Genomic DNA, 23,477 nt, shown 5'->3' with positions numbered 1-23,477 from the left:
TTCGAATCATATCTAATGAACATCTTTTCATTTAAGTGCTAAGTTAGTTAACTAAAAATTATTAGTACCAGAATCTATAAAAGGTTCTGGTTTTTTTATTTTCTTGATAAATAACGTGTACATTGCTATGGGTTGTAAATCAAAATTAAACAAAATCCTTTATTTCTAGAAGAAGAAGAAGAAGAAGAAGAAGAAGAAGAGGAAGAAGAAGCTCCTATACGTTCAAGGGTTATTAACTAACTCTCTAGATGAAAATCAATCCGATTTATTACTTATTGAACTTTATATACTGATTCTTGATGAATGTTCATTTTAAATAAATTCATCAAGTTAAGCTCTAATGAAGAGAAAAAACATATTAAAGTTTGTTAGTTTATTAGGTATTGGTTCGATTGTAATGTTAGCAGCTGCTAGTTGTTCTCAAGCTGCTAATCCAACACAAAATCCAAGATCTGCTACTCCAAATGATGGAAACGCTAATCCAAGTAGTACAGAAACAATGATGGATCCTGCTGCTAGAGAATTAAGTGTTGTTAGAGCTTCTTTCTCAACCTTAGTTGATTCTGAGTCTAAAACTACTGAACTTTATGCAGATTATGCAAAGATTCAAAAGACTTTGAAAGAAGCATTTGGTGTTGCTAGAGCAGTTGTAGGTAAGTCTGATTCAACAACACAAAGTCTTAAAGATGCTAAAGCAACATTAGAATCTGCTATTTCTAATGCCGAAAAAGAGAAAACTGATTTTGATACTAAAAACGATAAATTAGTAGCTGCATATACTATTCTTAAAGATGCATTAAAAGATGAAAAAACTATGTTAGATTCTTTAGCAGCAAACGCAAATTATAAAGCGATCGAAGATAATCTTAAAGGACTATATGAGAAAGCTAAACCAATCGTTCTATCTACTTTAATTCCTATTGAAGGAAATAGTCCTGTACTTACAAGCGTCACTGCAGTTAGTGAACCTCTTTCTAATGCAATTACAAGAAATGAGATGTGAAAAATTAATGCAGATAATTTAGTAAATAGTTTTGTTAAAAGAACTTTAGTTCAAAAAGATCTAACTGCAGGAACTAATCAATCAAACACTATGCCACAACCAGGTAACTATAGTTTTGTAGGTTATAGTGTTGATATTGGAACAGATCAGTTAACAACAGGTTCAACTTCTTCTAATATGAACGTTACTCCTAACTGAAACTTTGCTCAAAGAGTAGTTTGAACTGCTCCAGATAGTGGAGCTACTGTAACAGCTATACCTAACAATGCAGAAAACTCTACTCCCTTATCATCTGTTTCATGAATTTATAGTTTAACTGGTCCTGAAGCTAAATATAAATTAAGCTTTCCTTATTTTGGAGTTTCTAATAAAGCTTATTTATATTTCCCTTATAAGTTAGTTAATAGTAATGATCAAGTAGCTCTTCAATATAAATTAAATGATGGAGAAGAGAAAGTTATTGAATTTGGAACGGCAAGTGAGCAATCAGGTACAGTTGGTGCAGAACGTGCAGTAATGTCTGATGCACAAACTGGATCACCTCAAACTCCAGAAGAAGCTAGTGCTGATAAAGCTATGCCTGAAACTACTATCAGAATTGCAACCCCAACAGTTGGTGATATTAAGATTGCTAAAATTCAATTAACAGATTTAAAGTTTGGTATTAACACTGTTGAATTCAGAGTTCCAACACAAACTGGAGATAATCAGCCTTCTAAAGTTGCTCCAATGATCGGTAACATGTATATTACTTCATCTGATGATGAAGCTAATGAAGATAAAATCTATGCAGATCTATTTGGTAACAGTTACAACCAAGAAACTAGTCCATCTACTGTTACTGTTGATCTACTAAAAGGTTATAGTCTTGCTGCTAACTTCAATACATATATTCGCCAATTTACGAATTTGAAAACTGAAAACCCCGTATATCTAGTTGGATTGATTGGTGGTACTACTCCTCGCTTCACTACAAATAATAAGACTAAAATAGAGAGCTTAACAAATAAACAAAGCACTCCTTCTTCATTTGCTGAAACTAGTACGTTGTCAGTTTATGTGAATGCTCCAGAAACTGGTAATTACTATATCAGTGGATCTTACATTTCGTCTAAGACTCAAATGAGATCCTTAAAATTTGCAACAACAAACATGTCTAGCAACTCTGTAACAATTCAAGTCCAAGCAAAAGAAAATTTCACTTCGTTAGATAAGTTTGATACAAGTGATTCAAATACTATGATTACTCCAAACAATGAAATGAATAAAACCTTGATGCTTCAAAAAGGTCTCAACAAAATTATTATTAGTGGAGTAGAAAGAGAAAACACTCCTTTCATTGGTAATTTAACTTTTACATTGATGAATGCATCAGTTAATCAACCTCAAGTGAAAGGTGCTGATAAGGAAAATTAATGATAAATCCAATAAATGTTGTATTTAAATAAAACGCTAAGTTAGTTAAATAAAATTATTAGCACCAGAAATTATTAGTATCAGAATCTATAAAAGGTTCTGATTTTTTATTTTCTTAATAAAAATGTATTCCTGTGATGGGTTGTGAATCTAAATTATTCAAAACCCTTATTTTCTAGAAGAAGAAGAAGAAGAAGAAGAAGAAGAAGAAGAAGAAGAAGAAGAAGACCTTAGACACTTTGTGATTTGGTGAGATCGGTGAAAATCAATCCGATTTATTACTTATTGAACTTTATATATTCGTTCTTGATTAAGATTTGTATTAAATAACTTAATTAAGTTTAACTTTAAGTGAAGAGAAAAAATATATTCAAGTTTGTTAGTTTATTAGGTATTGGTTCATTTGTAATGTTAGCTGCTGCTAGTTGTAGTCAAGCAGCTAGTCCAACACAAAATCCTAGTTCTAGAACAGAACTTGGTGGGTCAGCAATGATGGACATGCCTAGTGGTAATGATAATACTAATATCAACCAAGACATGACGAATGCAGTTGATACAGAATTAAGATCAGCTAGAAATCAATTATCAACATTAGTTGATACTGAAAATGAAAATACTGCACTTTATGCAGATTATGCGAAAATTCAAGATACTTTGAAAAATGCGTTCGCTGTTGCTAGAGCAACTGTTGATAAATCTGATTCAACAACTCAAAGTCTTAAAGATGCCAAATCAACATTAGAATCTGCTATTTCTAATGCTAATAAAGAGAAAACTGATTTTGACGAAAAGAATGTTGATTTAGTAACTGCATATAATGCTCTAAAAGAGGCGTTAAAAAATCAGAAAACCAATTTAGATTCTGTATCAGAACCAAATTATGCAGCGCTTAAAACTAATTTCGTCAACTTATACAATCAAGCTAAAACTATTGTTGAAACTACTTTAATCCCAATTACTGACAGCGCTCTTAATGTTGAAAACGTAATGACAATTAACCAAAATCTTACTGCTGCAATTTCTAGAAATGTAATGTGGAAACGAAATGCAGATAATTTAGTTAATAGTTTCATCAATCAATCTATTCTTAAAAAAGACATTACTGGTGTAAGTGAATCTAATAGTAAAGTGCATCCAGGAAATTGAAGTTTTGTAGGGTATAGTGTTGATGTAGATAATGTTAATTTTGACTTTGCGCAAAGAACGGTTTGAGCAGCTGAAGATAGTAATACTACTACTCTTCCAATTACTAATACTGGAGAAAACTCTTCACCTTTAACGAATGTTTCTTGAATTTACAATTTAAACAATGTTGATGCAAAATACACATTAAGTTTCCGTTATTTTGGAGCATCACCAACAGCATACTTGTATTTCCCGTATAAGTTAGTTAAAGATTCTGATAAAAGTAATGTTGCATTGCAATATAAGTTGAACGGCGAAGAAGCAAAAACTATTGATTTTAAAAAGGTAACTCAATCTGAATCTACTGGCTATGGATCATCGATCGAAACAGAAGGTTCTAAAAAACAAAAACCAGAAGAAACTGGTGAACATTCAGAAACGACTGATAGTCCAACAACACCTTCAACCACTATAATAAACGAAGCACCTACTGTTTCTGATATTAAGATTGCTAAAATTGCTTTATCTAATCTTAAATTCAATTTAAATACGATTGAATTTAGTGTTCCGCAAGGAATGGGCGAAAATATGATGAAGGTTGCACCAATGATTGGGAATATGTACATAACTTCATCTGATAATGAAGCTAATAGAAAGCTAATTTACGACAGTATTTTTGGAAATACAACATCAAAAGAAGCTAGTAAAACAGCTGTTACAGTAGATCTACTGAAAGGTTATAGTCTTGCTACTAGCTACAATATGTATGTTCGTCAATTTACAAATTTAACAGATGATAAAACCCCTGTTTATTTAGTTGGTTTAATTGGTGGTAATCAACCTCGTTTTGGTGGTACTAATCGTATCAGACAATCAACGCTAGAAAATAACAGACCAAGCCCCAACATAGATGGTATCAAAAGAACCTTTACAATTTATGTAAACGCTCCACAAGATGGTAATTATTACATTAGCGGTCAATATTTACAAGGAACCATGAATATGCCAAGAGCTTTAAAATTCTCAACTCAAACAACTAATAACATGATGAGTGAAGTAACAATAACTGATTTAAAACAAAATAATTGAGAAACATTAGGAAGTTTTGATACCAGTAAAAACGATACCATGATTCAAAATGGAACTACAGGAACAGAAATGCAAAGAGCTATAAACTTAAAACAAGGTTTAAATAAAATTATTGTTAGTGGGGTTTCAAGTATCGCAAGAGGAGACACACCATTTATAGGTAACTTAACATTCACGTTAATGAATCAAACTGCTAACAGATTGAATGAAAACAGTCAGCAAGATTCTTAAGAAAATGGTCAAGAATATAAATGTTTCGATTTATTTTTTAAAAATAACATTTATGTTTAAACGCTGAGTTAGTTAAATAAAATTATTAGCACCAGAATCTATAATAGGTTCTGGTATTTTTTAATAATATATAAATCTGTGATGGATCAACTATTGAAATTATTCAAAACCCTTATTTTCTAGAAGAAGAAGAAGAAGAAGAAGAAGAAGAAGAAGAAGTTCTTAAACGTTCAGTGTTCTGGCTACATCGGTGAAAATCAACCTGATTTATTACTTATTGAACTTTATATATTCGTCTTTGATTAAGATGTATTTTAAACAATTTAATCAAGTCTTACTTTAAGTGAAGAGAAAAAACATATTAAAGTTTGTTAGTTTATTAGGTATTGGTTCATTTGTAATGTTAGCAGCTGCTAGTTGTAGTCGAGCTATTAATGCTAATCAAAATCCAAATTCAAAATCAACCCCAGCAACACCAACAACTCCAACTCCAGCTCCACTTACTCCCGCTCAAGAATTAGCAGCTGCTAAAACTGCTTTAATGTCATTAGTAGACTCAGAGACTCAAAACACTGGTCTTTATGCTGATTATGCAAAAATTCAAGATAATTTGAAAAATGCATTTCTTGCTGCTAAAACCGTTCTTAGTAATTCTTCTTCAACAACACAAAATCTTAATGAAGCTAGAACCAAATTACAATCCGCTATTGCTAATGCAGATATGGCTAAAAAAGATTTCGATACAAAAAATAGTGCATTAGTAACTGCGTACAACAGTTTAAAAGAATCACTAAAAGTCGAAGAAACAATTTTAGATTCTGTTAAAGAACCAAATTATTCAGCAATTAAGAATAATCTCGTTGAATTATATGGAAAAGCTAAGCCTATTGTTATGGCTACTTTAGATCCGCTCACAGGTAGTATTCCTGAAGCTAGCGCTGTTATGGGTATTAGTGAACCACTTGCTAATGCAGTCATGAGAAATGATGCATGAAAACGAAATGCTGATAATTTAGTTAATAGTTTTGTTAAACAAGTCTTAGTCAAAAATGATTTAACACCTGGAAAAGATAAGACTTATCAAGATCAACCAGGTATCTATAGTTTTGTTGGTTATAGTGTTGATTTAAATACGACTCAAGCTAATACTACGAATAATGCTAATCAGGGAAACAATCAAGATAGTAACAATACTAATCAAGGCAATAATCAAGATAGTAACAATACCAATCAAGGCAATAATCAAGATAGTAATAATACAAGCCAAAACAAGTTTCCTAACTGAAACTTTGCACAAAGAGTAGTTTGAACAGCACCTAATAGTGGACCTAATATAACTGCTATACCTAATAATGCAAAAAATTCTAAACCTTTATCAGATGTTTCATGAATTTATAGTTTAGCTGGTGAGGGAGCTAAATATACATTAAAATTCCGTAATTTTGGAGTATCTGAAAAAGCTTTCTTATATTTCCCTTATAAGTTAGTTAATAGTATGGATAGTGGTAAAGTAGCTCTTCAATATAAAGTTAATGAAGGAGAAGTGAAAAATGTTGATTTTAAGACGACTACTACGGTTGCAACTGCTACATCTCAACCCGAAGCTCTTCAATCTTCAAGTACTGTTAGATTAGTAGAAGATGAAGAAAAGAAAGAAGAAGATTCATCATCAACTGGAGAAAGTGCTGAAACTAAAGAAACACCTACTAAGACTACAATGAACGAAGCTCCAACACTAAATGATATTAAAGTAGCTAAAGTTGAATTAACAGGTTTAAAGTTTGGTCTTAACACAGTTGAATTCAGTCTTCCGACCAGTTCAGATCAAATGGATAAAGTAGCTCCAATGATCGGAAACATGTATATAACTACATCTGATCAAGAAACTAATAAAGAAAAAATTTATGCTGATATCTTTGGAAATACTATTAACAAAGAAAATGAACAAACTTCTGTTACAGTTGATCTATTAAAAGGTTATAGTCTTGCTGCTAGTTATGATACGTATATTCGTCAATATACGAATTTAAATACAGATAAAACTCCTGTATATTTAGTTGGATTAATAGGTGGTGCTCAATCTCGTAATGAAACTATGGAAGTAGGTGTTAACAATGGAGGTAATTCTGCAAGAAATAACACAACTATAACTCCTAATGCAGTTAGACAAAACAGAACATTAATTATTTATGTGAATGCTCCACAAGATGGTAATTATTATATTAGTGGGTCGTATGCAAATGCAAACCAATCAAGATCGTTATATTTTACTACAGAAAATGATGTTTCTGACTCTTCTAAATCTGTAACAATTAATGTAACAGGAACAGGATTTTTTAATTCATTACTAAACTTTAATACAAAAGAAGAAACTACTATGGTTGGTACGATGAGTACAACAGGTGGTCATAATACGATGAACATGAACAAAACATTACACCTTAAGAAAGGTATTAATAAAATAGTTCTTGGTAGACCATCTGGATTTACTCCTTTTATTGGTAATCTTACATTTACTTTAATGAATTCAACAGATAGTGTTTCTAAAGTAGAAGCTGATAAAGCAAATTAATGATTAATCCAATATATGTTTATATTTGAATAAAATGCTAAGTTAGTTAAATAAAATTATTAGTACCGGAATCTATAATAGATTCTGGTTTTTTTATATTTTTAATAAATATATATATCTTGCGATGGATAGACAATCTAAATAATTCAAAACCCTTATTTTCTAGAAGAAGAAGAAGAAGAAGAAGAAGAAGACCTTAGATGTTCAAGGGTATAGAATCAACCAACTAGCTGAAAATAAACTTGATTTATTACTTATTGAACTTTATATATCTGTTCTTGGTGAAAATCAAATTTAAGTAAATCATCAAGTTTAACTTTAAGTGAAAAGAAAAAACATATTAAAGTTTGTTAGTTTATTAGGTATTGGTTCATTTGTAATGTTGGCAGCTGCAAGTTGTTCTCAAGCAACTAACCCAACACAAAACCCTAGTTCTAGAACACAACCTGGTGGATCAGCGATGATGGATCCAGCTGCTACAGAACTAGCAGCTGCTAAAACTGCATTATCAACATTAATTGATTCTAAAAATCTAAATACTCAGATGTATGTTGATTATGCAAAGATCCAAGATACTTTAGTAAAAGCATATAATGCAGCTCAAGTTGTTCTAGCTAATTCTAGTTCGACAACTCAAGAGCTTAAGGATGCTAAAACAAAATTAGATTCAGCTATTTCAGCTGCATCTAAAGCTAAAACAGATTTTGATACTACTAATAGTGAATTAGTAAATCAATATAATGGTTTAAAGAAAGCATTGGAACAAGAAAAATCTCTTTTAGATGGTCTAATGGCTGAAAATTATTCAGCCATTAGAACTAATCTTAATAACTTATATACTAAGGCTAAAGAGATTGTTACACCTACTTTAGATCCACTTATGGGAAGTATACCTGAAGTTAAGAATGTAACTGATCTTAATAAAGATCTTAGTAATGCAATCATGAGAAATGATGCATGAAAAACAAATGCTGATAATTTTGCTAATAAATTCGTTAAACAAGCTTTAGTTAAAGATCAGTTAATGGGCGTTACTGATAATAATATGGAGCAACCTGGTAACTACAGCTTTGTTGGTTACAGTGTTGATGTTGGTACTAATCCTAATAGTGCTACTACTGCTGGCACTCAAGATTCTCAAAATTCTAATAGCACCACAGCTAGACCTAACTGAAGTTTTGCACAAAGAAAAGTTTGAACAAATAATACTACACCTTTAAAATTATCTGAACCTGCTGAAGGTGAAAAAGCTACACCATATCCAACAGATGTATCATGAATCTATAACTTAAGTGGAACAGGTGCTAAATATACTTTAAGTTTTAGATATTTTGGAGCTTCATCAACAGCTTATTTATATTTCCCATATAAGTTAGTTAGAACTGGTGATAGTGTAGCGCTTCAATATAAATTAAATGATCAAGATGTTAAAGCTATTGATTTTAAAACAGAAAATACAGCAACAACAGTAACTCCTTCATCTCAGACTTCAACAGTTGCTCCAGCAGCTCAAGCTGAACCTGATGCAGAAGAGTCTGAAGTTTCTCCTTCTTCAAAAACTCCTGCTAAAGAAACCTCTCCAACTCCTACAATGATCGATACCCCAACAGTTGGTGACATCAAAGTAGCTAAAATCCAATTATCAAATCTAAAGTTTGGTCTAAATACAATTGAATTTAGTGTTCCTACCCAAGAAGGTGATGCTATGTCTAAAGTAGCTCCAATGATTGGTAACATGTATTTAACTTCATCTGATAGTGAAGATAATAAAAATAAGATCTATGATGATCTATTTGGAAGTAGTTCTACTAAAGAAGATAATAAATCAACAATTATAGTTGATTTATTAAAAGGTTATAGTTTAGGTACTAACTATAGTATGATCTTTTATCAATTACCTAGTTCAGATATGAAGAATGATATGCCAATATCAAATCCTACCTATTTTGTTGGGTTAATTGGAGGGATTCAAGAACGTTTTCCAATGAGTGACACTCAGCATATGTTTACTAATTTAAACAGAAGTCCTAGCGAGAATAATCAGATGCGAACATTTACAATTTATGTAAATGCTCCACAAGCTGGTGAATATTACATTAGTGGTTCGTATCTTAATGGGGATAATACTACTAATGGTGTGAATACGAATAAAAAGAGATATCTGAAGTTCTCAACTTCTGAAGGCACAGGGACAACAGATATGAATAATTCCGTTCAATTTGAAGCAACATCTCTAATGAATTGAGATAAGGTTGGAACTTTTGATACTAAAACAACAACTTTAAGTAACGGGGAAACAACCGTAACTGACAGCAGTACTTCAATGAAGAAAACTTTAAAACTAGAAAAAGGTCTAAATAAAGTTATCTTATCAGGTATGAATAATGATGATACTCCATACGTAGGTAACCTAACATTTACTTTAGAAACGGTTGTTAACTCTGGTTCTAATAATAGAGAAGCTTCAGCGAAATAAATCAATTTAAACGCCAAGTTAGTTAAAAAAATAAAACATCAGAATGCTGAATCATTCTGATGTTTTTCTTATTCGTATTCACTTTTACTAAATTAAGTAAAAATAACTAATCTTCCAACGACTCTAAAAACTTAGCAAACGGTTTAAAAAACACCTTAAAGAACTTTCTTCAATCAAAATTAGGATGAGCTAAAATATGCTTTTTAATTCGCTCAAAAGTTTTATTATCAGCACCTAACATCTTTTTGTAATCATCTTTATAATTTATTTTATTTAGCAACTTTTGACAAAGTTCTAAATAAAATGCTCTAGCTAAAATACTAGCTACAGCTACACTTAGATATTTAGATTCAGCTTTTTCTTCCATTAGATTAATTTTAATAATGGGTTCAACATTAAAATTAGTTAGGTGCAAATAGTATTTATTTGGATCAACAAACTGATCTAGTACGATCAGATTGTTGATCTGATATTTTTGCTTAAAAAAGATTAAGCATTGATTGTGCATATATGCTTTTAATGCATTAATATTTTTTAAGCGATCATACATCTGGTTAAATTCCAGTGCACCTTTTTTAGGATTAAAGCAAAAGATTTGAAATTTAATGAATTTTTTTAATTCATTAGCAATTTCAATAATCTTTTCATCGCTTAATAATTTTGAATCTTTTACCCCTAGTTTTTTAACAAGATCAATCTGATCTTGTTTAACTAAAGCACAACAAGTAACGATCGGCCCTAAGTATTCACCAACGCCAACTTCATCACAACCAATCGTGTCGCCTTCTAAGAACTTGTTCTGATCAGTTGTCGATTTTGTTTTTTTCTTGTTAGGTGAAGTTTTACTTACCTTACTATTACTAGCTTTATTATCACTAGACTTATTTTTTGATTCATCAGCTCAAAAACAATATTGTTTAATGAACTGATCTAGATCAGTTGGACTAGCTAACTTTGTTAACTGAATTAAAACGCTATTCGATTTATAAACACTAATAACTAGTTTATCTAAATAGTTAAAGCGTTTATAAATTAAGTTGTTAGTATTCTTAACTTCATAAACTTTTAAACTATTGACAAACTGTTCAATTGTTTCTTTAGATAATTTCTTAATCGAATAACTATTATTAGACATCAATCTAATTATAAAAAGATTTTTGATCTTAGATAAGATACAAAAATCTAACTTATTAATAATGTTATTAACTACAATAAGATCTGTTTTATTACTAATGAAAATTAGAGAAGATCTTATTTAAGGAGATTACTAAAGTGAATATCTTTCTTAGAAGTTGATCAAGGAATTGATTAAGTATTTAAGAATACAGATTTAAATGATACGAATAGAGATTTAAAACCGGTTTAAGATAATATTTATGTTTAGAAGCTAAGTTAGTTAAATAAAACTATTAATACCGATCTATCAATATTTTGTACTTTTTTTATTGTCAAAATAACGAACATTTTTAGCATGTCCGCACGACAAAAATTACAAAACCCTTATTTTCTAGAAGAAGAAGAAGAAGAAGAAGAAGAAGCTCTTATGCGTTGAACACTAGCCAGCAAGGTTTCTGGGAGAAAATAAAGCGATTTATTACTTATTGATTTATTGCTTATTCAAATTTATATATCCTTGAATAATAATATGCACGATCAATGCATATTATTACTTTAGTTTAAGTGAAAAGAAAGAATATTTTAAAGTTTGTTAGTTTATTAGGTATCGGTTCATTTGTAGTTTTAACAGCTGCTAGCTGTACTAAAACTTCAGAATCAAAACCAAAATCACCATTAGAAGCTGCTAGAGCTTCTTTAAAATCTTTAGTTGATACTAAAAACAAAACATTAGAGATGTATTCAGGATTAGTATATGCAACTCTAAGACCTACTTTAGTGTCAGCATATGCTTCAGCTGAATCTGTTCTTAATGATTCTAAATCAACAGAACAAGATCTAAAAAAAGCTGAAGAAGATCTAAAACAAGTTCTTATGATAGTTGAAAATGCTAAAAAAACTGCAAATCAAGTAACAGGTGGGCTACTTAACGGAATTAACGGAATAAGAGGTTAGAACCGTTCTTGGTAGTTAACAAGAAGATTTAATGATGCAAAAAAACATCGAAATGAAAGGCTCATTCCGATGTTTTTTTATATTAAATTTTAGTTTAACTGATATCAATTGTTGATAGAACAATCAATCTTATAACGATTCTAAAAACTTAGCCAACATATGTACCTTGAAAGCATATTTTCAATTAAAATGTGGATTTTCTTGAATGTATGTTTTAATTCGTTCAAAGATTTCGTTGCTTGTGCCTAACATCAGCTTATAATCATCTGTATAACCAATTTTATGTAGTAACTCTTTACAAAGTTCTAAATAAAATGCTCTAGCTAAAATACTAGCTGTTGCCACACTTAAGTATTTAGATTCAGACTTTGTTTCCATCAAATCAATTTTTACTATTGATAGATCTTTAAAACCTTCTAAGTATTCGTAATATCGATCCTCTTGAACAGCCTGATCTAAGATAATCGGATTATTGGTCTGATATTTAAGTTTAAATATCGTCAAGCCAGCATTGTGCATATAAGCTTTTACAGCTTCAAGACTGTTCAAACGTTCATGCATTTGGTTGTAACCTAATGTTCCTTTGTTAGGATCAAAACAAAAAATTTCGAACTTAATGAATTTTTTCAATTCATTAGCTATCTCAACAATCTTTTCATCACTTAATTTTTTTGAATCTTTAACACCAAGTTTTTTAACACGATCAATTTGATCATGTCTAACTAAAGCACAACAAGTAACGATTGGTCCCAAGTATTCACCAACTCCTACTTCATCACAACCAATTGTGTCTTGATCTAAAAAATCGTTCTGGTTATTAATTAGTTCAGTTTTCTTATTATTAACGCTAGTTTTAGTTTCACTGACATTTGTAAGTTTGCTTATGTCTTCTATATTAGTATTACTTACACTATCACTATTCTTGGTAGTTGTATTTGAGTTTTGCTTATTAGAGTTATTTTTACTTACTTTACTAGTGACAGTTTTGCTTGTATTTTGTTTATTGGAATTATTTTTGCTTCCTTTATTATTAGCAGCATTGTTTTTGGACGCATTATTTCAAAAACAATGCTGTTTAACAAATCGATCTAAATCAGTATGAGTACCTGATTTAGCTCGTTGAATCGTAACAGTATTAGTTTTATAAATAATAATGATCGCTTTGTTTAAATAATGAAAACGTTTGTAGATTTTGGTATTCTTAGTCTTAACTTCATCAGCCTTAAGAGTTTTAAGATTACCTATAAACTTATCTACTATTTCTTTTGCTAATTTCTTAAATGAATAACTGGTTTTTTCCATCAATCTAATTATAAAAAGATTTTTGATATTCTAAAATATACAAAAGTTTACACTTAATACTTAACAATGGCTACTAACAACAAAAAGATTGATTTTATTACTTCTAGAGAATTAGAAAAGATCTCATTTAAATATAACAATGAAGGAGAATATGATTCTCAAGAAGTAGATCAAGTGCTTGATCGGGTAATTGATAGTTTAAAGTTTTATGAAACTCAGATCAAGCGACTTGAACACCATGAACAAACGCTTAAGAAGTTACAACAAGATAATGAACGCTTAAACCAAATTATTGGGGACCAACGCGTGCAAATCAAAGAGATGAGTGACAATGGTTATGACCGCGTTGCTTTTATGAATAAAACCACTCAGTTAGAAAAATCACTAATGTCATTATCAGGGATCTCAACTCAAGTCAGTAGGATGGAAAATCTAGTATCTAGAATCTTTAGTGAAGTTGAGATCATTAAGCGGATGCTTTCTAGATAAAAAGAACTCTTATCATTTTTGATTGTTTATTATATAATAATAAGAGTAGAAAAATATTCGTAAATAAGGAAGAAAATATGATTATCGGTGTTGGTATTGATGTTGTAAGTATTGACAGATTCCAAATGAAGAAGTCAGAAGAGTTCATTAAAAAACTTTTAACTGAACACGAACAAAACAAATACAGAACAGTAATTGGTGATTCTAATCAAAATATCTTTTTAGCGATTAGATGAGCACTAAAAGAAGCAATCTTCAAAGCACTTAAGACTTGAGATGAATTTACTCAATTAGAAATTCGTAAGATTCATGGTGCTTATGAATGCGCATTAAATGAAAAGATTAAGCTACATCTTTCAATCTCTCACGAAGGTCAAAGATTAGTAGCTATGGCAGTAGCTGAAAGAATTTAATGCCACTAATTCTTCGTTTATTAAGTTTTTTAATCTTTCCCTTTGTTGGTATTGAATTCATTATTAGATATATTATTGCTTTAATTAAGGCTAGCATTTATAAGAATAATGGATCAATCTATACCAAAGAAAACCGCTTTAAGACTGTTTATATCTTAGCTTGTCGGATCATCTTTTTTAAAGGGTTAAAGATTGAAATCAAAAACGCAGATCTGATTCCCAAAAAACCAGTTTTGTTTATTGGGAATCACAAATCAAATATCGATCCATTTGTGATGATCTGATTAGCCAATCATCTCAAAGATATTACCGAACTTACCTTTGTTGCTAAGTCAGAACTTAAAAAAACATCAGTAGGTAAGATCATGTCACTAATTGATGTGATCTTTATTGATCGAAATAGTATCAAACAAGCTGCTAAAGCAACACTAGATGAAGTTGAGTTATTAAAAAACACTTCAGTTTGTGTTTTTGCTGAAGGGACAAGAATCTTCTCTCATACATTAGGTGAGTTTAAACCAGGTGCAATAAAAGCAGCTTATAAAGCCTTTTGTCCGATCGTTCCCTTTAGTTTATTTAACACCCAGGGAAGAATGGAAACTATTTCTGACAAAGATCGCCCAGTAGAACCTGGATTTAAAAAAGCTAAAACAAATAAGATCTACATTGAATTCTTAAAACCGTTCAAACCAATCGATTATTCAAGATCTGAATCGACGTTCGTCATTAATATCATTAAAGAGTTGATTCAACAAACTTATCAAAAACAATTAGCTGAATTCAATAAAAGATAAACAAGAAAAACCATCTAACAGTTACCAAACTCCTTGGTAACTGTTTTATTATTTTTATAAATAAAAATAGCTAAAGCAAGATCATAATTAAAAATAATCTGTGTTAAAAATTTAAGTAACAAATTAACAATTATGATCAAACTTATCTGATGTGAAGATAACAATCATGGGATTGCTAAAAATAATAATATTCCTTGATCAATCCCTGATGAATTAAATCACTTTAAAGATGCAACCACCAACCACCCAATCATTATGGGGTATAACACCTATAATGTGATTAATAAGAATTTAGATAATCAAGCAAAGATCATCATATCTAAAAAACATCAGCATGAATTAAAAAATAAGAATGAACTATTCTTATATTCAGATCTTAAAAAAGCCCTAATCGATTTTAATATTGTTGATCTCTTTATTATTGGTGGTAAAAAGACGATTGAAAATGGTCTTAAGTATGCAGATCAATTAGTGATCTCCAAACTAAAAGACAATTATGATTGTGATCTATTTGTTAATGTTAATTATGATGACTTTAGTTTAGTAGATACTAAACAATATGATTCATTTAAAGTTGAATATTGAAATCGTAAACCTAATACTAAAAAACCAGAAGATCTAATTGAAGAATTAAATATCAACTTAAATGATGATTTCTTAAATCTATCATTTAAGCACTTTAGTGGTCCTTTTGATCTATTATTACATCTTATCAAAGATAAGAAGATGGATATCATGTCATTAGATCTATTTGAATTAACTAATCAATACTTTGCTTATATCAATAAGAACATTATTAATCTTGATCAAGTATCAGATTATTTATATATGGCATGTGAATTATTAAGAATTAAATCTGATCTATCAATTCCCAACTTTGAAGACGAGAATAAGATTGATCTTAATAATGATGATGAACGAGATCGGATTGTTAAAAGAATTATTGAATATAAACGCTATTCAGAACTATTGCCATCTTTACAAAAGATGCAACTAGAAAGATTCTCATTGTTTGCTAAAGAAGAAGATGATTGGGACGTGTTTAAACTTACTAGTAATGATTTACTAGAAGCTCCATTACCAGATTATGTAAATCCCAAAAAGCTTAAAAAAGCAATGGAGCGAGTTTTTGAAAAACTCAAGATTAAAACGATTACCGAACACAAGATTGTAATTGAAGAATTATCAATCGAAGATGTTAAAGCTGAGATTCTAGCCATTATTAAAAAACTATTAAATGATCAATACGAGCGTTATGTTGATCTAGAAGAGATCTTTAGTCAGATCGATCCTAAGAAATTTACAATTCGTTATTTTGTTACTACCTTTGTTTGTTTATTGATGTTGGTACGTGAACAAAAGATTGATCTTTCTCAAAAACAAGATGATGAATCAATCTCTGCTTGTTTAGTTGATCCAGCTAAGATTGTTCAAACCCAAGAATCTATCCAAGAAGTAATTGAACGTCAACAACAAGATGAACTAGAATTAAAAGAATCAATGAAAAAACTGCAAGAAGAACGCAAACAAAGTTTTTTCAAGCAGCGTGAAGAATATCTTAAAAAGAAATATGGTGAGTATTATGTTTCTCGAGAAGATTATCATAAGTTAACACCAGAAGAAAAGATTAATATCAGAATCAATCAACGTAAGATTGATGAACAAGAAAAACTCAACAAAGCTAAAGCTCAAAATCTTTTAGATGAAAATAATGAGATCATCGATCTAAAAGCAAAAAAACCAAGTGCAAAACAAATCTTATATGAAGCAGATCTAATTGTCCAACAACTTGATGATCTGATTAATGACAAACAAGAAGACTATGATTCTGAAGCAAAACTAGAAGCCCTACACACTGGTTTAATCAAACTTGATGATGAAGATAATCAAGAAGTAAATAATATAGAAGAACAAAACGAATTAGAGTAATTAAATTATGAAAACAAAGATTAAAAAGATAACTAAGAAATTTAGCCTTAAAAAAGAAACAGAAGTTGAACCACTATCAACTCAAGAGATTATGGATGATCAAAAAGAGTTTTCACAAGCAATTGATAAGTTAACAGCTAAAAAACAAAAACCAACGTTTGAAGATATCGGGAACTCAACCGTTGATTTTGAAACTGATGATAATGATAAGTTCTATGAGTCTGTTCGTGAAGCGATTGAAAAAACCAGTGAGATTGTTGATGATCTAGATCAAGCAGAACTAAATAATAAATCATCAGATCAAAAAGAGTTATCAGCTAAAGCAATTATTCAAGCAGCACTATATGTTGCTGGAAGAAACGGGATGACACTTCAAGAACTAAATAAGATCTTACCTAAGATCCACCAAGATCAGTTATATAAAGAGTTAGAAGAAATGATCTATAACTATGATCAAAACCTTAACTTTGGTTTAACGATTAAAAACTATGGTGGCAGATATAAGATCTTAACTAAGGCTGCTGTTAAAAAAGATATGCAACGATACGTTTCTGAACGATTTAAAAATCCACTAAACAAGAGTTTAATGGAAGTATTAGCGATCGTTGCATACAATCAACCCTGTACAAGAGTAAGAATTAATGAGATCAGAGGAGTTGACTCATTAAGTTTAGTTGATAACTTATTAGAAAAAGGGTTGATTGTTGAAGTTGGTCGAGCTGACACACCTGGTCGTCCTTTCTTATATAATGTGTCAGAAAAATTCTTTGATCTATTTGGAATTGAATCAGTTGATGATTTACCCCAAATCAAACATTTTGACCCCGATTCTTATCAAGAAGGTAACTTCTTTGATTCGAATCGTTATGATGAGAACGAATAAGCCCCACACCATCCCACAAATTAGCGCATATTAAGACAAAATGACCGAATTCCGGTCATTTTTTCATTACATAAAGACTTTCCAATCCCTATAAGAAACCCTTTATAATAAAGGGTTTCACCGCTATCAAATTTCAAAAGTGTGAAAAAGTGTAGCAAAGTGGGAAAAAATGATTTAAAATAATAGTAGTACGTAATATTCTGCTATAGGAGGAAAAGATAAAGATGTTTATTGGCAACTATCAACATAATATCGATCCTAAAGGCAGATTAAGTATTCCTGCTAAATTAAGAAGTTTAATTCAAGATAGTGTTGTGCTATCAAGAGGGCTTGATGGATGTTTAGAATTACGTACTAATCAAGAGTTTGAAAACTACGCAAATAAGTTCTTAAGTCAATCAAATAATAAACAACAAAACCGTAATTACAAACGTTTATTATTTGCTAACTCACTAACGATTGATGTTGATAGTGCTAATCGTATCTTGATTCCAGCAAACTTTAAAAAGATGGCAAATCTTAATAAAGAAGTTGTAATCATTGGTATGGGTGATCACATCGAATTGTGAGATGTGAATGCTTATGAAGAATTCAATCAAGCTAACTTTGATAAGTTCAATGAGTTAGCTGAATCAATGGATGATGATCATTAATAATACGATTCACTATCCGGTTTTATTAAAAGAAGTGATTGATCACTTGATCACTAAAAAGGATGGAATTTATTTAGATCTCACGATTGGGTTTGGCGGTCATAGTTACAACATCATTAATAGCTTAGATGAATCTGCTAGATTAATTGGCTTTGATCAAGATATTCAAGCAATAAATCATTGTCAACAATTATTTAGTGAATATAAAAATGTTGATTTAATTAATGACAACTTCGTTAATTTAAAAAAACATTTGCAAGCAATGCAGATTGATAAGATCGATGGTTGTTTAATTGATCTGGGCGTGTCTAGTTATCAACTAGATGAACCACTTCGAGGATTTAGTTATCACTCACTTGGTCGATTGGATATGAGAATGGATCAATCAAAAGAAGTTGATGCAACTAAGTTGATTCAAAATTCAAGTGTTAATGATCTGGTCAAGATCATGCGCAACTATGGTGAAATCAAAGATCCTTATCGGGTTGTAGTTGCACTTAAAAAAGCATTCGAACAAAAAGAATTAAACACTCTTGAAACTGTTGAACTAATTAAAAAGAATGTTAATAAAGCTGAACTGTATGCAAATAAACACCCTGCTAGAAAGTATTTCCAAGCCCTGCGGATTGCTGTTAATAATGAATTAGAAGTTCTAGAAAAGCTCTTAACTTATCTTCCCAATTATCTAAATCCAGGTGGAAGAATCACAATCATCACTTTTCATTCACTAGAAGAAAAGATCGTTAAAAAAGTTTTTAGAAACCTAGCTTCAACTTCAAACCTTAACAATTTACCAATCAACAACGAATTACTTAAAAAATATATTAACCATTTCAACAAAGGACTAAGTCCTAGTAAAGAAGAACTTGATAAGAATCGAAGATCACGTTCAGCCAAACTATTCGTCCTAGAAAAAACCACTAACTAAATCAATGTATAACTTAAAACAAACCTACTGTACTCTTAACTTCTCAAAACAAAAAATTGATTTGGTCTTATCAACTAATAATGACCAATCAATGCATTTACTACGTCAAGTAAGTATTGAAAACAATAACTTATATGATAACAATAAGATTATTAATCAAAGATTATTACTTCAAAAGATTCAAAACCAAATTGATCAGATCACTCAACGTCATAAGTTAGTGATTCAAAAAGTAATTCTTAATTTTGATGCTTTAATTAATGATCTTAAATCTAAACAAATTAATAGTGGTTTAATTAATTATCTAAATGGACAACAGTTTGATAACGAAGTTAAGAAGTTTGTTTTAAATCATGAAAAATCAAGAAATGGTATTGATCAATTAGTTAACTATCAAGTGTATGAATATCTAGATGAAGAAACTAAAAAACCAGTTGATGAATTAATTGAAAACAAAAACTACTACGCAGTTGTACTAGTTTATACATCTAAATCATTATTACTTAAACAAGTAAGTCAATTACTTAGTCAATTAAAGTTAACAATAACTAACATTTCAACTCAAGAGTTGAACTATCAAACTTCTCAACAACTAAAAGATATTAATGACACTTTAATGATTGATATCTTAGATGATCACACTAATATTAGTGTGTATCTAAATAACACCTACATTATTAATAAGAAGATTAATCTAGGAATTAATCAGATTAAACAAAATGTTGTTAATAAGTTAAATGCTAAAAATAAAAACGAAGATCTAATCACAATCGTTGATCAGTATTTTAATAACAACTTATTAACACTTAATGAAGATAGTTCATATAACTTATTAATTAAAACTAATGTGCAATTCTTAAGTTATCAATACTTATCAAAACAAGATCTAGATAGTTGTATTCAAAAACAATTAGTTCAAATTATTGATTACATCAATAAAGAACTTGAATTAATTAAACGTGATTTCAAAAAGAACATTAAGCAAATTATTGTAAATACTTCACGAAATAGTGCGATCTCAAACAACTTACTTAATAAAGAAAGTGAACTAGTTAATGATGTTGAGATTAGTAAACTTTATTCACCAAAACTATCATGTGCTAAAAGTTCATTTATTCAAGCATACTGAGCAATCAAAAAACAATCTGAATTTGATAACTCAATTAATAAGATTGATAATTATGTAATCACTCCTCATGATTACAATTACGATCAAGAAAGTGATCGTAGAGCGATGATCTTATCAATCAACAAAGAATTAAATAATATCTTAGCTAAAATCAGCTTTAAATAATGTTTGATCAAAGAGATAAAAAACCTGACATAAGTCTTGAAGCAATGCAAGAAGAATTAATCAAACTGCAAAAAGAAATGCAAGCAGAGTTGATGAAGGATTCTAGTGTTATTAATCAGATTAAATTAGGTTATTTTGATGATCAAGATGTTGTTAATAAACAACCTGTTATAAAAAAAGATTTAGTACCACAAGAAAAGATTAAGTATTTTGTTAGTAAATACAAAAAGAACTACAAGATTAAGATTATTGGGATTGGTGGTGCTGGAAATAATATCGTTGAAGATATAATACGTCAATACCCTGATCTAGTTAGTGAAAACTTAATCTTTTATCAATTAAATACTGATTGCAAGCACTTAAATCAGTTAGCCCAAGGAAGATCTAAAGCAATTAGATATCTAATTGATTCACCTTATACGTTTGGTAATGGTGCTGGGGGAGATGTTGAAAAAGCAAGGTTGGCGATCTCACAATATTTTGATAGTGAACTTGATGAGATCTTAACAGATTGTGATATCTGTATTGTGATTGCAGGATTAGGTAAAGGAACTGGAAGTGCAGGTTCAACTTATATTATTAATAAGGCTGCATCTAAAAAAATTATCACATTAGCATATGTGGTAATCCCTCCTAATACAGAAGGTAGTATTAGTTATGAAAAAGCCACTGATGCTTTATACGATCTCTTAAAAAATGCTAACGCGATCAGTCAACTACGCATGGATGATATTAATAAGAATTTAAATTATCTGTCTGTGGTTAATCGTAACCAAGAGATTAGCAACAACATTGGTTTATCAATTAAAACGATCGTTAATTTAATTAACGAACAAACGATTCACAATCTCGATTATGCTGATCTGATCACTTTTTTTACAAAAAAAGATCAGTTAGCTTATGAGTTCTTGGTGAAAGAGATTAAACTCTCAAGTAGCCAAGAAAACTTGGTAGCACAAAAACTACTAAGTGATGATTGATTAGATGCTAACCAGTTGATTGTCATTTATCAACTCAGCAAACAATTACCCGGAAGATTGTATGATGAGCTTAATGCTAGAATCAAAGCTTCAGTAAACAAAAACGCCCATATTGTGTTTGGGTCTAAGTATATTGAAGGTGATGAGAATATCATTACGATTCTTGGCAAAAAGACTAGTAGTTTGATCCATGCTAAAAATCCTTTAGCATTAGAATCATTTAATTTAATTGATCGCTCTGATGAACAAATTAAGAATGATTTGAGCAATGATTATCTGCGAAACAATTCCAAACTGTTAGAACAAAAACTAGCTGTAATTAACCAAGAACCTCCTGAATACACGTTTAGAGCTACTAATCGTGTAAATGGCAAAATTGAAACCAGTAGTATCCTAAGTCTACTGGATGATGAAGAATAGTTTCATTGTTCATATAACTCCTTTATTCCTTTCTAATTAAAATAATCTCCTTTTTTGTTAATTAAGTTTTGGTATAAAGTTATCTGACAACCAACAATTGATAGTTAATATTTCTATATTTGGTTTTTATTGTCATATTTCCATATTACTTAAATTGTCATTTGTATTTTCTTTCTTAATTATTATTATTTTTCTACTACACTTTTTATATAACAACACTTTGTTGATCAATTGTGTTAGATAACATAACCAAAATTAAACCCTTAATCTAATTAAAGGTTATTAATAAATCAAAACCCATCGATCCTTAATAAGATTGATGGGTTTTTTATTGTTGGGATAACAAGTTATAGTTTAGTTTGTAAGTTATTTAATATAAATAAAAAACCCATTAACTCAATTAAGGTTAATGGGTTTTATTAATAAGTTAGTTAATTAAATTAGATGTTCAGGTGCTACATTACCTTTAGCTTGAGCAATAGCGTTTTCGATGTTTTTCTTAGCCATAATTGTTGCAACTAATCCTAAGATTGTTCCCAAGAATGGGGCAAAAAGTGCAACTACAAATAAGATCATTGAAGGCATTAAGCCATCGACCTTTTTATCAGCCGTATAAACAATTCCGATGATGAAGATGATAAATAAAGCAAAACTGACAATTCCAAAGATGGCATAACTGATAGTTACAAAAATACCACCTGCTATTAAAGCGTTAGCGGGATGTCCACTAAAGAATTCTTCTCCTGACATTGATGAAGAAGATCTACTACCTGCAGCAACACCACCAGCAGCAGTAGCTACTGCAATAATTAGTAATAAAAACGCAACAATGTGTAAAGCAAAGAACACAATCATTGGTTTGTGAACTCTACTGGTATATCTTCTTAAGAACTCATTAAGATCAACCGATCTTGGATTTTGAAATTCTTGTCGAGGTTTTATAGTATCAACCTGCTTGAGATCATTGTTAGTCCCTGAAATTTTAGACTCGTTATTTTCCATTAATGATTAATTTAAATCCTATTCTGTAATAAATATTTAACTACTGTGATTATATCAAATTGAACCTACTATAAAATAAGGTTATTTAGATTATAAGGTATTAAATGGAGATGTTTTTTGATGAAGAACAGTCTCTCAAGATTTAAGTAATGCGATAGTTAACTAGGATTAGTTTGATAATTAATTCGATAAGTTATGTTTGCGAATTGCTTTATATTAGCCGATAAACTATTTAATTTCTAAATACATATAACAACAATTGTAATTATTAAATTATTAAAAATATACGGTAAAAATAACACATTTTAAATTGATCATTATTTTTAATTTATTAATCTAACGCTTATTTTTTTAAATTATCTACTCATATAACTTCTTCTGTAAAAAATATTTTTTATTCCTTTTAGA

Annotated in this window: 17 protein-coding genes; 14 read left to right on the top strand and 3 right to left on the bottom strand. The window is 30.0% G+C overall.

Features of this window, described 5'->3' with window-relative positions; translation table 4 throughout:
- The first annotated feature begins 340 nt into the window (after window positions 1-340).
- The 4 genes from H3143_RS01955 to H3143_RS01940 all read left to right on the top strand — a co-directional run bounded on the left by H3143_RS01955 (window position 341) and on the right by H3143_RS01940 (window position 9,912).
- Complete coding sequence (locus H3143_RS01955) at window positions 341-2,419, top strand: FIVAR domain-containing protein (protein WP_182078539.1); 2,079 nt, start codon at window positions 341-343, stop codon at window positions 2,417-2,419.
- Window positions 2,420-2,770: 351 nt separating this feature from the next.
- Entirely contained in the window at window positions 2,771-4,864 is a 2,094-nt protein-coding gene (locus tag H3143_RS01950) for an FIVAR domain-containing protein (RefSeq protein ID WP_182078538.1), read from the top strand.
- A 343-nt stretch (window positions 4,865-5,207) separates the two neighbouring features.
- A complete protein-coding gene (locus tag H3143_RS01945; protein ID WP_182078537.1) occupies window positions 5,208-7,436 on the top strand; it encodes a hypothetical protein in 2,229 nt (742 codons plus the stop codon).
- Window positions 7,437-7,758: 322 nt separating this feature from the next.
- Entirely contained in the window at window positions 7,759-9,912 is a 2,154-nt protein-coding gene (locus H3143_RS01940) for an FIVAR domain-containing protein (RefSeq protein WP_182078536.1), read from the top strand.
- 106 nt (window positions 9,913-10,018) lie between these two features.
- Here the strand turns inward: H3143_RS01940 and H3143_RS01935 are convergent, their stop codons facing one another.
- Window positions 10,019-11,047, bottom strand: coding sequence for a ribonuclease HIII (locus tag H3143_RS01935; protein ID WP_182078535.1), 1,029 nt, complete (start codon window positions 11,045-11,047; stop codon window positions 10,019-10,021).
- A gap of 545 nt (window positions 11,048-11,592) precedes the next feature.
- On the opposite strand from H3143_RS01935, the gene H3143_RS01930 reads away from it, so the two are divergent.
- Entirely contained in the window at window positions 11,593-11,982 is a 390-nt protein-coding gene (locus H3143_RS01930) for a hypothetical protein (protein WP_182078534.1), read from the top strand.
- Between the two features lie 129 nt (window positions 11,983-12,111).
- Here the strand turns inward: H3143_RS01930 and H3143_RS01925 are convergent, their stop codons facing one another.
- Entirely contained in the window at window positions 12,112-13,284 is a 1,173-nt protein-coding gene (locus H3143_RS01925) for a ribonuclease HIII (protein WP_182078533.1), read from the bottom strand.
- Window positions 13,285-13,350: 66 nt separating this feature from the next.
- Between H3143_RS01925 and H3143_RS01920 the strand changes: the two genes are divergently transcribed.
- The 9 genes from H3143_RS01920 (at window position 13,351) to H3143_RS01880 (ending at window position 22,067) form a co-directional block, all read left to right on the top strand.
- Window positions 13,351-13,773, top strand: coding sequence for a hypothetical protein (locus H3143_RS01920; RefSeq protein WP_182078532.1), 423 nt, complete (start codon window positions 13,351-13,353; stop codon window positions 13,771-13,773).
- Between the two features lie 77 nt (window positions 13,774-13,850).
- A complete protein-coding gene (locus H3143_RS01915) occupies window positions 13,851-14,186 on the top strand; it encodes a holo-ACP synthase (RefSeq protein ID WP_182078531.1) in 336 nt (111 codons plus the stop codon).
- On the top strand, window positions 14,186-14,980 hold the full coding sequence (locus H3143_RS01910) for a lysophospholipid acyltransferase family protein (RefSeq protein ID WP_182078530.1): 795 nt from the start codon (window positions 14,186-14,188) through the stop codon (window positions 14,978-14,980). The genes H3143_RS01915 and H3143_RS01910 overlap by 1 nt, the downstream gene beginning before the upstream one ends.
- 132 nt (window positions 14,981-15,112) lie before the next feature.
- Entirely contained in the window at window positions 15,113-16,909 is a 1,797-nt protein-coding gene (gene scpA, locus H3143_RS01905; protein ID WP_182078529.1) for a segregation/condensation protein A, read from the top strand.
- 7 nt (window positions 16,910-16,916) lie between these two features.
- Window positions 16,917-17,792, top strand: coding sequence for an SMC-Scp complex subunit ScpB (gene scpB, locus H3143_RS01900; RefSeq protein WP_182078528.1), 876 nt, complete (start codon window positions 16,917-16,919; stop codon window positions 17,790-17,792).
- A 224-nt stretch (window positions 17,793-18,016) separates the two neighbouring features.
- Window positions 18,017-18,445: a division/cell wall cluster transcriptional repressor MraZ gene (gene mraZ, locus H3143_RS01895; protein WP_182078527.1), complete on the top strand. Its 429-nt coding sequence runs from the start codon at window positions 18,017-18,019 to the stop codon at window positions 18,443-18,445.
- Window positions 18,435-19,373 carry a 16S rRNA (cytosine(1402)-N(4))-methyltransferase RsmH gene (gene rsmH / locus H3143_RS01890; RefSeq protein ID WP_228444758.1) on the top strand — a complete coding sequence of 313 codons (939 nt, stop codon included), beginning with the start codon at window positions 18,435-18,437 and terminating at the stop codon, window positions 19,371-19,373. Before mraZ ends, rsmH begins: the two co-directional genes overlap by 11 nt.
- 4 nt (window positions 19,374-19,377) lie before the next feature.
- The gene (locus H3143_RS01885; RefSeq protein ID WP_182078525.1) at window positions 19,378-20,667 is read left to right on the top strand and encodes a hypothetical protein; all 1,290 of its coding nucleotides are present in this window, start codon (window positions 19,378-19,380) and stop codon (window positions 20,665-20,667) included.
- Entirely contained in the window at window positions 20,667-22,067 is a 1,401-nt protein-coding gene (locus H3143_RS01880) for an FtsZ/tubulin family protein (protein ID WP_182078524.1), read from the top strand. Before H3143_RS01885 ends, H3143_RS01880 begins: the two co-directional genes overlap by 1 nt.
- A gap of 435 nt (window positions 22,068-22,502) precedes the next feature.
- On the opposite strand, the gene H3143_RS01875 is transcribed toward H3143_RS01880, so the two are convergent.
- Complete coding sequence (locus H3143_RS01875; RefSeq protein WP_182078523.1) at window positions 22,503-23,069, bottom strand: hypothetical protein; 567 nt, start codon at window positions 23,067-23,069, stop codon at window positions 22,503-22,505.
- Between the last annotated feature and the right edge of the window lie 408 nt (window positions 23,070-23,477).

This window comes from Mycoplasma tullyi (assembly GCF_014068355.1).
In the GTDB taxonomy this organism is placed as follows: domain Bacteria; phylum Bacillota_I; class Bacilli_A; order Mycoplasmatales; family Mycoplasmoidaceae; genus Mycoplasmoides; species Mycoplasmoides tullyi.
This window is presented reverse-complemented; position numbering and strand designations above follow the sequence as displayed.